Source organism: Sphingomonas sp. OV641 (genome assembly GCF_900109205.1).
In the GTDB taxonomy this organism is placed as follows: Bacteria; Pseudomonadota; Alphaproteobacteria; order Sphingomonadales; family Sphingomonadaceae; genus Sphingomonas.
This window is the reverse complement of record NZ_FNZB01000001.1, coordinates 1,257,327-1,269,687: the sequence shown is the minus strand read 5'-3', so window position 1 is coordinate 1,269,687 and position 12,361 is coordinate 1,257,327. Positions and strand designations below refer to the sequence as shown.

12 protein-coding genes and 1 tRNA gene are annotated in these 12,361 nt (G+C 64.0%); 10 read left to right on the top strand and 3 right to left on the bottom strand.

What is annotated here, in order from left to right; translation table 11 throughout:
• The first annotated feature begins 43 nt into the window (after positions 1–43).
• The 8 genes from BMX36_RS05950 to BMX36_RS05915 all read left to right on the top strand — a co-directional run bounded on the left by BMX36_RS05950 (position 44) and on the right by BMX36_RS05915 (position 7,940).
• Positions 44–128, top strand: a tRNA-Leu gene (locus BMX36_RS05950).
• Positions 129–189: 61 nt separating this feature from the next.
• Positions 190–1,863, top strand: a complete 1,674-nt coding sequence (gene tig / locus BMX36_RS05945) for a trigger factor (protein WP_093063991.1) — start codon at positions 190–192, stop codon at positions 1,861–1,863.
• A gap of 329 nt (positions 1,864–2,192) precedes the next feature.
• Positions 2,193–3,149, top strand: a complete 957-nt coding sequence (locus tag BMX36_RS05940; protein WP_093063990.1) for a glycosyltransferase family 2 protein — start codon at positions 2,193–2,195, stop codon at positions 3,147–3,149.
• A 41-nt stretch (positions 3,150–3,190) separates the two neighbouring features.
• Positions 3,191–3,997: a MipA/OmpV family protein gene (locus BMX36_RS05935; protein WP_093063989.1), complete on the top strand. Its 807-nt coding sequence runs from the start codon at positions 3,191–3,193 to the stop codon at positions 3,995–3,997.
• A 71-nt stretch (positions 3,998–4,068) separates the two neighbouring features.
• On the top strand, positions 4,069–4,758 hold the full coding sequence (locus BMX36_RS05930) for an ATP-dependent Clp protease proteolytic subunit (protein WP_066775254.1): 690 nt from the start codon (positions 4,069–4,071) through the stop codon (positions 4,756–4,758).
• A gap of 79 nt (positions 4,759–4,837) precedes the next feature.
• Positions 4,838–6,106, top strand: a complete 1,269-nt coding sequence (gene clpX, locus BMX36_RS05925) for an ATP-dependent Clp protease ATP-binding subunit ClpX (protein ID WP_066775251.1) — start codon at positions 4,838–4,840, stop codon at positions 6,104–6,106.
• Between the two features lie 116 nt (positions 6,107–6,222).
• Positions 6,223–7,359 (top strand): calcium:cation antiporter, encoded by a 1,137-nt coding sequence (locus BMX36_RS05920; protein WP_093063988.1) that lies wholly within the window; start codon positions 6,223–6,225, stop codon positions 7,357–7,359.
• Positions 7,360–7,370: 11 nt separating this feature from the next.
• A complete protein-coding gene (locus BMX36_RS05915; RefSeq protein ID WP_256210676.1) occupies positions 7,371–7,940 on the top strand; it encodes a GNAT family N-acetyltransferase in 570 nt (189 codons plus the stop codon).
• Between the two features lie 36 nt (positions 7,941–7,976).
• Here the strand turns inward: BMX36_RS05915 and BMX36_RS05910 are convergent, their stop codons facing one another.
• From BMX36_RS05910 to BMX36_RS05900, 3 genes are all read right to left on the bottom strand, one after another.
• Complete coding sequence (locus tag BMX36_RS05910) at positions 7,977–8,414, bottom strand: MAPEG family protein (protein ID WP_256210675.1); 438 nt, start codon at positions 8,412–8,414, stop codon at positions 7,977–7,979.
• Positions 8,415–8,524: 110 nt separating this feature from the next.
• Positions 8,525–9,604: a 1,9-bis(guanidino)-5-aza-nonane synthase gene (locus tag BMX36_RS05905; RefSeq protein ID WP_066775246.1), complete on the bottom strand. Its 1,080-nt coding sequence runs from the start codon at positions 9,602–9,604 to the stop codon at positions 8,525–8,527.
• A 112-nt stretch (positions 9,605–9,716) separates the two neighbouring features.
• A complete protein-coding gene (locus BMX36_RS05900) occupies positions 9,717–10,949 on the bottom strand; it encodes a type III PLP-dependent enzyme (RefSeq protein ID WP_093063987.1) in 1,233 nt (410 codons plus the stop codon).
• Positions 10,950–11,147: 198 nt separating this feature from the next.
• On the opposite strand from BMX36_RS05900, the gene BMX36_RS05895 reads away from it, so the two are divergent.
• Together BMX36_RS05895 and BMX36_RS21630 are read left to right on the top strand one after the other, a co-directional pair.
• On the top strand, positions 11,148–12,089 hold the full coding sequence (locus tag BMX36_RS05895) for a threonine ammonia-lyase (protein WP_093063986.1): 942 nt from the start codon (positions 11,148–11,150) through the stop codon (positions 12,087–12,089).
• Positions 12,090–12,142: 53 nt separating this feature from the next.
• Positions 12,143–12,310, top strand: a complete 168-nt coding sequence (locus tag BMX36_RS21630; protein ID WP_156455303.1) for a hypothetical protein — start codon at positions 12,143–12,145, stop codon at positions 12,308–12,310.
• Positions 12,311–12,361: the final 51 nt, after the last annotated feature.

The following is a 12,361-nucleotide window of genomic DNA, read 5'->3' as shown; positions in this document are numbered from 1 at the left end:
AGGCGCTGCGCGGTATAGAGGCCCGCGACCGGCGGTGCCTTATGCGGGCGTGGCGGAACTGGTAGACGCGCTGGATTTAGGTTCCAGTATCGCAAGATGTGGGGGTTCGAGTCCCTTCGCCCGCACCAGTTTATCCGCGGCGTGCCCGCGGATAGGCACCATCCACGAAATTCTTTTCAAGGCACGAAGATGCAGACTGTCGAGACGTTGAACGAGGGCCTGAAGCGCGCCTACACGCTGACCATCCCCGCGAAGGACATCGAGTCCCGCGTCGATGCCGAACTGGCACGCGTCGCGCCGCAGGTGCGGATGCCGGGCTTCCGCCCGGGCAAGGTTCCTGCAAACCTGGTGCGCAAGATGCACGGCCCGGCGCTGATGCAGGACGCGCTCAACACGTCGATTCAGGAAAGCATTCAGGCGCTGCTCGCCGAGAAGCAGCTTCGTCCTGCCGTTCAGCCCTCCGTCGCGCTGACCGAAGGCTATGAGCCGGGCAAGGATGCCGAGCTGAAGATCGAGGTCGAGGTGCTGCCGCAGGTGCCTGCGCCCGCTATCGAAGGTCTGAAGCTCGAGAAGCTGGTCGTGCCGGCCGCCGACGAGGTGATCGACGAGCAGCTGCAGAAGTTCGCTGATCAGACCAAGAGCTGGGATGAGACCGACGAGGGCTATGCCGCCCAGAACGGCGACCTCGTCACCATGGATTTCGTCGGCAAGACGATGGATGGCGTCGCCTTTGAGGGCGGCACGGGCACCGACATGGCCGTGGAGCTCGGCTCGGGTCGACTGATCCCGGGCTTCGAGGATCAGGTCGTTGGAGCAAAGGCAGGCGAAGAGCGCCAGATCAAGGTGACCTTCCCTGAGGAATATCAGGCCAAGGAACTGGCCGGCCAGGACGCGACCTTCGATCTCACCATCAAGTCGGTGAAGACCGCTGGCGAAGCCAAGGTCGATGAGGATCTGGCAAAGAACCTCGGGTTGGAGAGCCTCGAACAGCTGCGTGGCCTGATCCGCAGCCAGGTCGAGAGCGAGCTGGGCAATCTCACCCGCACGCACATGAAGCGCAAGCTGCTCGACCAGCTCGCCGCCGGCCATGATTTCGAAGTCCCGCCGTCGATGGTCGAAGCCGAGTTCCAGCAGATCTGGGCGCAGCTTGAGCATGAAGCGACCCATGAGCCCGATCCCAAGGCAGCCATGGAAGAGATGGAGAAGGAGCGCGACGATTACCGCAAGATCGCCGAGCGACGCGTCCGTCTCGGCCTGCTGCTGAGCGAGATTGGCCAGGCGAATGGCGTCGAGGTGACGCAGCAGGAGATGAACCGCCTGATCGCCCAGGCCGCGCAGCAGTATCGCGGCGAGGATCAGCAGCGCTTCATCCAGTACATCCAGCAGGAGCCGATGGCGGCTGCCCAGCTGCGCGCGCCGCTGTACGAGGACAAGGTCGTCGACTTCCTGTTCGACAAGGCTGACGTGACCGAGCGCGAGACGACCCGCGAGGAGCTGGAAGCCGCGATCGAGAGCGAGGACGGTTTCGCGACCGGCACGCACCACCACGATCACGACAACCACAAGCCCAAGCAGAAGAAGGCTGCTGCCAAGAAGAAGTCCGAGGAAGCTACCGCCGACGTGGCAGCTGAGGACGATGCCGAGGTGAAGCCGGCCAAGAAGCCTGCGGCCAAGAAGAAGGCGGCTGATGCTCCTGCCGACACTGGCGAGGAAGCTGTCGCAGCGACGCCGGCCAAGAAGCCGGCAGCGAAGAAGGCTGCCGCAAAGCCAGCCGCACAGGACGAAGCGGCTGAGGGCGAAGCGGAAGCCAAACCAGCCAAGAAGGCACCGGCGAAGAAGGCTGCGCCGAAGACCGAGGCGTAATCGAAAGGCCGGTCCGTCGACCGTTCAGGGCGGCCTGGAGAAACATGCGACAACGTAGCGCGTGATGTCTCCAGTTCCCGGCACCGACGGTCTGGCGGTTGACTGTTCCTATTCTCATCACCCCGGCTTTGCGCCGGGGTCCCGCCACCTTCCGCGATATGGCGGGGTGCGGGACTCCGGATCGAGGCCGGGGTGATGTGCTGTTTGGCCTCAGGCAGACGTATGATCGTCCTGCCATGTGCTTCCCTGGCCCTGCCCGGCAGGCTTGCCCGGCGTCCATCCTTCCGCAAGAACCTTGAGCTATCAGGTGAGCGGCGCAGTGACGCAGTATGCGGCAGCGATTACGCAAGGAATTACGCTTGAATCAGCCAGTGATCGCTGTCCTGCTGCCGTGCTACAACGAAGATGCCGCGATCGGCCTCACAGTGGCAGGGTTCCGTGCGGCGCTGCCGGGCGCAGCGATCTACGTGTACGACAACAACTCCAGCGACCGAACGGTGGAGGTGGCGCGCGAGGCGGGCGCGATCGTGCGGACCGAGCGCATCCAGGGCAAGGGCGCGGTGGTGCGTCGGATGTTCGCCGATATCGACGCGGACATCTATGTCATGGCGGACGGGGATGCGACCTATGACGCGGCCTCCGCGCCCAAATTGGTCGCGCGCATGCTCGAGGAGCAGCTGGACATGGTCGTCGGGAGCCGGGTCGGCGAGGCGGCGGCCGCTTATCGCCGGGGACACCGCTTCGGCAATGCAATGCTCACCGGCATGCTCACACGACTGTTCGGCCGGAGTTTCAGCGATATTCTGACGGGTTACCGCGTGTTCTCTCGGCGGTTCGTGAAGAGCTTCCCGGTGCTGTCGGTCGGGTTTGAGATCGAAACCGAGATTTCGGTCCACGCGCTTGAGCTCAAGATGCCGGTGGCTGAGATTGAAACGCCCTATTTCGCTCGGCCAGAAGGATCGGTGTCCAAGTTGAGCACCTATCGGGACGGCTGGCGCATCCTGGGCACGATTGCGACCCTGTACCGGATAGAACGACCCTTGTGGTTCTTTGGCGCCTTTGGCGCGGCGCTGCTGGCGCTTGCGATCACCCTCGCGATACCGCTGGCGGTCACTTATGCGCAGACCGGCCTTGTTCCCCGTTTCCCGACCGCCATTCTCGTGACCGGGCTGACGATCCTGGCGGCGCTTTGTGCCTTTGCCGGGCTGATCCTCGATACGGTTGTTCGCGGTCGTCGTGAGGTGCGTCGCCTTGCTTATCTGGCGCATCGTGCACCTGGCGGCTGATGACGCTGGTCACGGCTGATTGGCTGCCCTAGGCTGGTCGAATGACACAAAAACTCGCGAGCCGCGTCATGGCCCTCGTGCTGGCGGGCATGGCGCTGCCCAACGCAGCTCACGCGCAGGATGAGGCGGAGAAGCCGCGGGGAGCGTGGCGGACGCGGATCGGGGCGGGGCCACAATTGGTGCCCCGTTTTCCGGGCTCGGGAGATATGGTCTTTAGGCCCTTCTTGGACGTGTCGCGGGCGCGCGGCGATACGCCATTCGAGTTCGAGGCAGCGGATGAGAGCAGCGGCCTTCCCCTGTTGCGCCAGCAGGGGTTTGACTTCGGTCCGGCACTGACATTCGAGGGATCGCGACGAACACAGGATCTGCCTGGCGTGCCGCGTGTCGGCTTCACGGTGGAGGCTGGCGGCTTCCTTGAGTATACGTTTGCAAACCCGGTGCGCGCCCGTTTGGAGGTGCGGCAGGGTATCGGCGGGCATGAAGGTCTCGTTGGCATGGCCAGCGTTGATTACATTGCCCGTGATCGTGACGACTGGCTGTTTGCGATAGGCCCGCGCCTGTCGTTCAGCGACGGCGGGTATCAGCGCGCCTATTTCGGCGTCCCGGTTGAAGCCCCGATCCCGTCAGGCCTGCCGGCCTTCCGGCCCGACGGCGGCATTCATGCCGTTGGTGGCACGGCCACGTTTCTCAAGCAGCTTGATCGCCGCTGGGGTATATCGAGCTACGCCAAGTACGACCGGCTGATTGACGATGCGGGTCGCTCCCCCATTGTGGATCGACTGGACTCGAAGGATCAATGGTCTGGCGGCATCATGCTGACCTACACATTCGGACCGGTGAACGACTGATCTGAGCGGGACTTGAAGTCGTGCGACCCGCGCGCGACATAGGTGTTCCTGAGGCATAAGAGAGATATTCCATGCACAATCCGTTCGAGACCGGCGACTTCGCAGGCGCCCTGGCGCGCGCCGGAGTCGGCATGCAGCAGACGCAAGCCGGCCTCGTTCCCATCGTGATCGAACAGTCGAACCGCGGCGAGCGTTCGTTCGACATCTTCAGCCGCTTGCTTCGCGAGCGGATCGTGTTTGTTACCGGCGGGGTCGAAGACGGCATGGCGAGCCTCATCACCGCCCAGCTGCTGTTCCTGGAATCGGAAAATCCGAAGAAGGACATCTTCATGTACATCAACTCGCCGGGCGGCGTCGTCACGGCGGGCATGGCGATCCATGACACGATGCAATATATTCGGCCGCGCGTCGGCACGGTGTGCATCGGTCAGGCGGCGTCGATGGGCAGCTTCCTTCTGTCGGCGGGCGAGCCGGGTATGCGCGTGGCGCTTACCAACGCCCGGATCATGATCCACCAGCCGTCCGGTGGCGCGCAGGGCATGGCCAGCGATATCGAGATCCAGGCGCGCGAGATCCTTCGTATCCGCAGCCGCATGAACGAACTGTACGCCAAATATACCGGCAAGCCGATCGAGGTGATCGAGAACGCGATGGATCGCGACAAGTTCATGAGTTCGGACGAGGCCCGGGAATTTGGCCTTATCGACGAAGTTTTCGACAAGCGGCCGGCACCGGCCGATGATGTGGCAGCGGCGGCCTGATCTCCGTTAGCCTCTTTCCGGCATTGCCGGATCATGACTGGCCGGGTTACCATGCCCGGCCGGCAAAGGATGTGATTGAATGACCAAGCTCAGCGGCGGCGACTCGAAGAGCACGCTTTATTGCTCGTTCTGCGGCAAGTCCCAGCACGAGGTTCGCAAGCTCATCGCGGGACCGACCGTGTTCATCTGCGACGAGTGTGTGGAGCTGTGCAACGACATCATTCGTGAGGAAACCAAGTCGGCGCTTGTCTCCAAGAAGGATGGCGGCGTGCCGACCCCGCAGGAGATCTGCGACGTCCTCGACGATTACGTCATCGGGCAGAAGCAGGCCAAGCGGGTGCTCTCGGTGGCGGTGCACAACCACTATAAGCGGTTGAACCACGGTGCGAAGGGCGCGGATGTCGAACTTGCCAAGTCTAACATCCTGCTTGTCGGCCCGACCGGATGCGGCAAGACGCTGCTGGCGCAGACGCTGGCGCGCATCCTCGACGTGCCGTTCACCATGGCGGATGCGACGACGCTGACCGAGGCCGGCTACGTCGGCGAGGATGTCGAAAACATCATCCTGAAACTGCTCCAGGCGTCCGACTATAACGTCGAGCGGGCGCAGCGCGGCATTGTCTATATCGACGAGATCGACAAGATCAGCCGCAAGGCCGAAAACCCGTCGATCACGCGCGACGTGTCGGGTGAGGGCGTGCAGCAGGCACTGCTGAAGCTGATGGAGGGCACCACCGCCTCCGTGCCGCCGCAGGGTGGCCGCAAGCATCCGCAGCAGGAATTCCTGCAGGTCGACACGACGAACATTCTGTTCATCTGCGGCGGCGCCTTCTCGGGTCTGGAAAAGATCATCGGCGATCGTCTGCAGGGCAAGTCGATTGGTTTCGGCGCTTATGTCGCGTCGCCCGAGGAGAAGCGCACCGGCGAGGTGCTGCGTCAGACCGAGCCGGAGGATCTGCTCAAGTTCGGCCTCATCCCCGAGTTTGTCGGACGCTTGCCGGTGATCGCAACGCTTGAGGATCTGGACGTAGCCGCGCTGGTGAAGATCCTGAGCGAGCCGAAGAATGCGCTGGTCAAGCAGTACCAGAAGCTGTTCGAAATGGAGGAAGTGAAGCTTGGCTTCACCGACGATGCGCTGGTGACGGTTGCCAAGAAGGCCATCGAGCGGAAGACCGGCGCTCGCGGCCTTCGGTCTATCCTGGAGGGCATCCTCCTTGATACGATGTTCGACTTGCCCGGCATGAATTCGGTTGATGAAGTGATGATCGACAAGGACGTGGTGGATGGCCGCAAGGAGCCGATCCGCGTATACGCCGAAAAGAAAAAGGCCGGTAGCGACGCCGCATAAGCGATCGTCTGCGCAGGGCATGAGCGGGCGCCGAGCAATCGGCGCCCGTTTTCGTTTCAGATCGGGAGCATTTACGCGGCTGTGTCATTCCCAAGAGGGACAATTGAGGAGATCTGATGACTGAACAGCCCGACAACGTCGACGCCATCGTGCCGCCCGCGAGCAAGCGGGCCCTGCTGGGGCGGCTTGGGCTGCCCGCCTACACGCTGGCGTTCCCGCTGCTCGGTGCGATCGCCGTGTTGCTGTCGCTCTACAAGATGGGGACGATCGGCACCGTTGCTGCATCCGTGATCCTGATCGGCTCCGTGCTTGCCGCGGTCCACCACGCTGAGGTCGTTGCGCACCGCGTTGGCGAGCCCTTCGGCACCTTGGTGCTCGCCATTGCGGTCACCGTCATCGAGGTGTCGCTGATCGTCAGCCTGATGTTGTCGGACTCCGGCGATGCCTCAGCCCTCGCGCGCGATACCGTGTTTGCCGCGATCATGATCATCCTCAACGGCATCGTCGGCCTCTGCCTGATGGCAGGCGGGCTGCGACATGGCGAACAACGGTTTACGCTTAGTGGTGTCAGCGCAGCACTGGCGGTGCTGACGGCACTGGTGGTGCTATCGCTGGTGCTGCCCAATTACGTCACCAGCGCAGCAGGGCCGACCTATGCGCCAGCGCAGCTTGTGTTCGTCGCGGTCGTGTCGCTGTTCCTGTACCTCATGTTCGTGCTCGTTCAGACCGTGCGACACCGCGAGTATTTCCTCCCAGGCGAGGAGCTGCCCCGTGATGCGCACGCTGACCGGCCGAGCCGCACGACCACGATGCTCGCGCTCGCCTTCCTCCTTATCGCGCTGGTGGGGGTGGTGCTGCTCGCCAAGGGGCTTTCCGCCACCGTCGAGAGAGCGGTGCTCGACGCCGGCCTGCCGCTCGCCGTCGTCGGTGTGGTGATCGCGGCGCTGGTACTCGCCCCGGAAGGCCTGGCGGCCTATCGTGCGGCCAAGCGCAATCGGTTGCAGACCAGCCTCAACCTTGCCCTGGGATCCGCGCTGGCGACGATCGGGCTGACCATTCCTTCGGTCGCGATCGTCTCGTTGATGCTCGATCTGCCGCTCGCGCTCGGCATTGGCGCCAAGGGCATCACGCTCTTGATCCTGTCGCTGTTCACGATCACCCTGTCACTTGGAACGGGACGGACCACCATCCTGGGAGGGGCAGTGCATCTGGTGATCTTCGCGGCCTATCTGTTCACCACCGTGGTCCCGTGACGCCGATCCGGATGGCCGGCCGTGCGGATCGCGCGCGCATTTCGGCCATGCTGGCGCGCGCCTTTGCCGACGATCCCGCCATGGCGTGGATCTTTCCCGATCCGGCAGAGCGCGCGCGCCGGCTGCCGCGGCTGTTCGCGCTATTGTTCGACGATGACGCCGGAGGCATGCGCCTGGTAACCGCGAACGGCGAGGCGGCGACCCTATGGCGTGGACCCGGCGAGGCGACAACCAGCACGCTTGCGATCCTGCGCCAGGCCTGGCCGTTCTGGCGCGCGCTGGGCACCCGCATTCCGCGCGCGCTCAAGGTGTCGGCCGCGATCGAGGCGCATATGCCGCCCGGTGAGTTCTGGTACCTGCACATCGCCGGATGCGATCCCACGGCGCAGGGCAGGGGGCTGGGCCGCGATGTAGTGAAGGCCGGGCTCGATCGCGTGGCAAAGCGATGGCCGGCGTATCTGGAGACTGCGACCGAGCGCAATCTAGGCTTCTATCGCGCGCTGGGGTTCACCGTCACGGACGAATGGACGGTGCCGGGCGGTGGCCCTAGGTTCTGGTCGATGTGCCGCCCAGCGGACTGAGCGCCGGCAACGAGGTGTTCGATTCGCGACGGATCGTCAGCCAGCGCGTGTGACGGCAAAGGCCGCCACTAGGGTCATCAGCGCAAGACAACTGCTCGACACTGCGAAAAGGATGAAGCGCGGCTTCACCCGATTGCTGGTCGCCTGGACGAGACTATGTGCCACCCGCAGCGCGACATAGGCCCAGGCCAGGATCAGCGCGATCGACGACGCGCCATCGGCAAGCGTCAAGATAGCGCATAGCGCGTAGAACAGCACGGGCTGCTCGAGCAGATGGTTATAATTATGGGCCTTCCACTGCGCTTCGGCAGGCAGCGAGCGATCCGCGTCGGAGGCGCGGGAGCCGACCAGCGTGCCCATGCGGATACCGGCACGGCGCATCGCGGGGAGCCGAGTGGCAAGCATCCAGCCTAGCATCACCAGCGTCCAGCCGATCAGCGCCACAGCAGGCTGGAGAAGCGCGAGGGAGATCATGCCCGAAGGCTAGCGCGACGCCGATCGGCTGTCACGCGCGTCGGCAGGGGGCGCGGGCCGCGCTGGCGCCGGCAGAAGCGGGGCAGCTACGCCGCCCCGCTTCCGATCGATCAGGCGAACAGCTTGGCCCAGCCGCGCTTGGCGCGGTCCTTCCAGTGGCCGCGGTGATAGGCGTCGGACGCCAGCAGCGGCATTACCGAGCCCGCCTCCGCGAACACCATCTGCTCGATGCCGGTGTTCACCTTGCCCCAGCTCGCCGCCTCCTGCAGCGTCGAGGACGAGCAGGCGCCGTCACGCACGTCAGCGACGGTGATCTGCACGGCGTACTTATGCACCTCGACATCCTCGTGGCCGAGGATTTCGGCGCACACCACCGTGTCCTGGATGAAGTTCTTCGGCACGCCGCCACCGATCATCAGCAGGCCGGTGGTGCCGGCCTGGATCTTGATCTCGGTCAGCTCGCGGAAGTCGGCGATTGCGTCGAGCACCATGTACGGGCGGCCTTCCTTGGCCGCGTCCACCTGATGCTTCACCAGGCCGAAACCGGCCGACGAATCGACGAACGCCGGGCAGAAGATCGGCACGTCATGCTCATAGGCGAGCTTGACGAGGCTGTTGTCCTTCTTGCCATGCTCAACGAGATACTTGCCCATCTCGCGGATGAACGCGCGGCTCGAATAGGGCTTCGGCTCCAGCGACTCGGCGATCTTGTTGATCGTGAAGTCGCAGTCCTGCAGCTGCTCCTCGTCGATGTACGTGTCGTAGATGCGGTCGATATAGAGCGAGCGCAGCGTGTCATCATCCGGCACTTCCAGCGCCTGATAATGCTTGTGGCCCAGGCCCTCAAAGAAATCCATGTCGACGATGGTGGCGCCGGTCGCGACGATGCAATCGACCATGTTGTTGCGCACCAGCTCGGCATAGAGGTCCATGCAGCCGCCGGCCGAGGTGGAGCCCGCGATCACCAGCACGACGGTGCAGTCCTTGTCGGCCAGCATGTCGTTGTAGATCTTGGTCGCGCGGCCGAGGTCGCGGCTGGTGAAGCTCATGTCGCTCATCGCGTCCACGATCGGGCGCGCATCGAACGAGCGGATGTCGATGTGCTTGACCTGCTTCGACAGCAGTTCCGCCTTGCGGGTGTCGTTGATCGGCGCATTCGCGGCCGCGGTCTTCGTGAGGGTGTCAGTCATGTCGGTTGCTCTCGCATGATTGCACAGTCGTTCGGAAGGGGACGCGCTAACCCGTAAGCACGGCAGCGCCCCGCAAGGAGCGCTGCCGCTGTTCAGTGATGTAGGTCGTGAGTTACAGCTTTACGACGTTGGAAGCGGCTTCGCGTTCCACGATGGCGTACATCGATGCCATCGGCTCGTCCTCGACGATCACCGTTTCGTCCGATCCGAAGCCGTTGAACGCCGTGCGCATCGCTGAGCCATAGGCACCCAGCATGCCGATCTCGAAATAATCGCTGGTCTGGATGTCGGCCGGCAGCAGGAACGGACCTGCCATATGGTCGATATCGTCGCAGGTCGGGCCATAGAACGAGAACGGGTGATCGCGAACGGTCGACTCCGGCTCGCGAAGCAGCGCGACCGGGAAACGCCAGCCGATGTGCGCGGCATCGAACAATGCGCCATAGGCACCGTCGTTGATGTACAGCTCGTTGCCGCGGCGCTTTTCGACCCGCACGACAATGCTGCTATATTCCGCACACAGCGCACGACCTGGCTCCGCCCAGAGCTCAGCCGAATAGCTGATCGGCAGGCTCTCGAACGCGCGATGGACCGTCTCGAAGTACCGCTCCAGCGGCGGCGGCTCCATGCCCGGATAGGTGGAGGGGAACCCGCCGCCAACGTCGATCACGTCAACCGTCACAGCCGCGTCGACGATCGCCGCACGCACGCGCTCCATCGCATCAGCATAAGCCTCGGGCGTCATCGCCTGGCTGCCGACGTGGAAGCAGATGCCGAGCGCGTCAGCCGCCTGGCGGGCGGCAAAGAGCAGCGGCTTCGCATCGTGCGGCGACACGCCGAACTTGGACGCCAGGCTGAGCTTGGAATGCTCGGACGAGACGCGCAGCCGGACACAGAGCGTCAGATCAGATGCATTGCGCGTGGCGCGCATGATCTTCTCGAGCTCTTCCATCGAATCGAGGCTGAACGTGCGCACACCGTGCTTGAAATATGCCTCGGTGATCGCCTCTTCGGCCTTCACCGGGTGCATGAAGCAGAGCGTCGCTTCCGGCACGGTCCGCGCCACCATCCGGACTTCGCCGATTGAGGCAACGTCGAACGTGGTGATCCCGTTGTCGAACAGGATCTTGATCAGATCCGGCGAGGGATTGGCCTTCACGGCATACATCGAGCGACCCGGAAACTTCTCCACGAAGAACCGGGCGGCGCGTGCCGCGGCGTGCGGACGCACGAGCGTGACCGGCTGGACCGGCTTGCCCTGTGCGATGTCGATAGCGCCCGAAACAGAGTTGCGAGCAACGGTCGAGAGGGGCGCTAGCCCCAGCGCGCGATGATCCTGGTGCAATTCAAGGGACCTCCAATGCCAGGGGGCAAGCCCCCGGTCTTCAGTTGACGAAATCACTGCCTTGCGGTGGAAGTCCCATGGGGCAGCGGAGGCGCGCACTTAGGGTCGCTCACCCCCTATGTAAAGTGTGTTTTCGCTGGCTCGAATTTGCGGCAAGGACGAATTGTGACAATTCTGCGACAACCTACGCGCGCCGGAGTGCGCGATGCTGCGGCGAAGATCGCCGCGATCCTTCCACCGACGCCGCTTTTCGTTAGCGAAATCAAGGGCGTGCCTGTCGCCTTCAAGGCGGAATCGCTGCAGCCGGTCGGTGCATTCAAGATACGTGGTGCCTGGCACCGATTGACCGCGCTGGAACCGAACGCACGGTCACGCGGCGTGGTTGCGTTCTCGAGCGGCAATCATGCGCAGGGGGTTGCCTGGGCGGCCAAGAGACTCGGCATGCCGGCGATCATCGTGATGCCTGCGGATGCGCCCCGATCGAAGGTGCAGGGCACGTTGGGGCTGGGCGCGGAGGTGGTGAGCTACGACCGGCTTACCCAGTCCCGGGAGCTGATCGCAGCCCAGCTTGCCGAGGCGCGTGGAGCCACGTTGGTGCCAAGCTTTGACGATCCGTGGATCATCGAAGGTCAGGGATCTGCCGGGGTCGAGATCGCTGCTCAGATGGAAGCCGCCGGCTTGGGAGAGCCGCGCCATGTGGTCGTTCCGTGCGGGGGCGGCGGGCTGGCGGCGGGCCTTGCCCTGGCCCTTCCGGGAGCAGCAGTCAGCGTCGTAGAGCCCGAAGGGTGGGATGATATGCGCCGGAGCCTGGAGGCGAGTTGGATCCTTCCGGTGGGGGATGGGCCGCCGCCGACGAGTTGCGACGCATTGATGACGAAGGAAGTTTCCCGGCTCACCTTCGACGTGCTGTCGCGCCGCGATGCCACGGGCGTGGCGGTCTCGGAGGCGCAGATCGGGGCGGCGCAGCGCTGGGCGGCAGAGCGGCTGCGCCTCGTGGTCGAACCAGGTGGTGCGGTTGGCCTGGCTGCCGTTCTCTCAGGTGCAATCGCGCCTGTGCCCGGGATGGTAGTGATCCTGTCCGGCGGGAATGTGGATATCGACGCTTATGCGCGGACCATCGCCACTTCAGCCGTATCGTGAGAGCGCCGCAGCTCGGCCTATGCCGGTCCCGCGCAGAGCGATAGGAGGCCATCATGAATGCGATTGCCAGCGCCGCGCCCGCCATTGCCATGCTTGCGTCCTTCGCCTGCCTGCTGGGCGGCGGCTGGTTGATCAAGACGCGTCGGGATACCAAGCGTGGCTGGTTGATGATCGTGATGGCGGCCGTTCTGTTCGGAAACGTGCTGATCTGGACCTTGTAGCTTTGGCAGCACGCCCCCTTGGATCTCGGGTGATTACTGACATCAAGGTAA

What these genes read in the sequence shown, in the direction of transcription:
- BMX36_RS21630 (WP_156455303.1), top strand. Translation starts at nt 12,143, where the DNA reads ATGAATGCGATTGCCAGCGCCGCGCCCGCCATTGCCATGCTTGCGTCC.
- BMX36_RS05915 (WP_256210676.1), top strand. Translation starts at nt 7,371, where the DNA reads ATGGCCGGCCGTGCGGATCGCGCGCGCATTTCGGCCATGCTGGCGCGC.
- BMX36_RS05940 (WP_093063990.1), top strand. Translation starts at nt 2,193, where the DNA reads ATGCGGCAGCGATTACGCAAGGAATTACGCTTGAATCAGCCAGTGATC.
- tig (WP_093063991.1), top strand. Translation starts at nt 190, where the DNA reads ATGCAGACTGTCGAGACGTTGAACGAGGGCCTGAAGCGCGCCTACACG.
- clpX (WP_066775251.1), top strand. Translation starts at nt 4,838, where the DNA reads ATGACCAAGCTCAGCGGCGGCGACTCGAAGAGCACGCTTTATTGCTCG.
- BMX36_RS05920 (WP_093063988.1), top strand. Translation starts at nt 6,223, where the DNA reads ATGACTGAACAGCCCGACAACGTCGACGCCATCGTGCCGCCCGCGAGC.
- BMX36_RS05930 (WP_066775254.1), top strand. Translation starts at nt 4,069, where the DNA reads ATGCACAATCCGTTCGAGACCGGCGACTTCGCAGGCGCCCTGGCGCGC.
- BMX36_RS05905 (WP_066775246.1), bottom strand. Translation starts at nt 9,604, where the DNA reads ATGACTGACACCCTCACGAAGACCGCGGCCGCGAATGCGCCGATCAAC.
- BMX36_RS05935 (WP_093063989.1), top strand. Translation starts at nt 3,191, where the DNA reads ATGACACAAAAACTCGCGAGCCGCGTCATGGCCCTCGTGCTGGCGGGC.
- BMX36_RS05910 (WP_256210675.1), bottom strand. Translation starts at nt 8,414, where the DNA reads ATGATCTCCCTCGCGCTTCTCCAGCCTGCTGTGGCGCTGATCGGCTGG.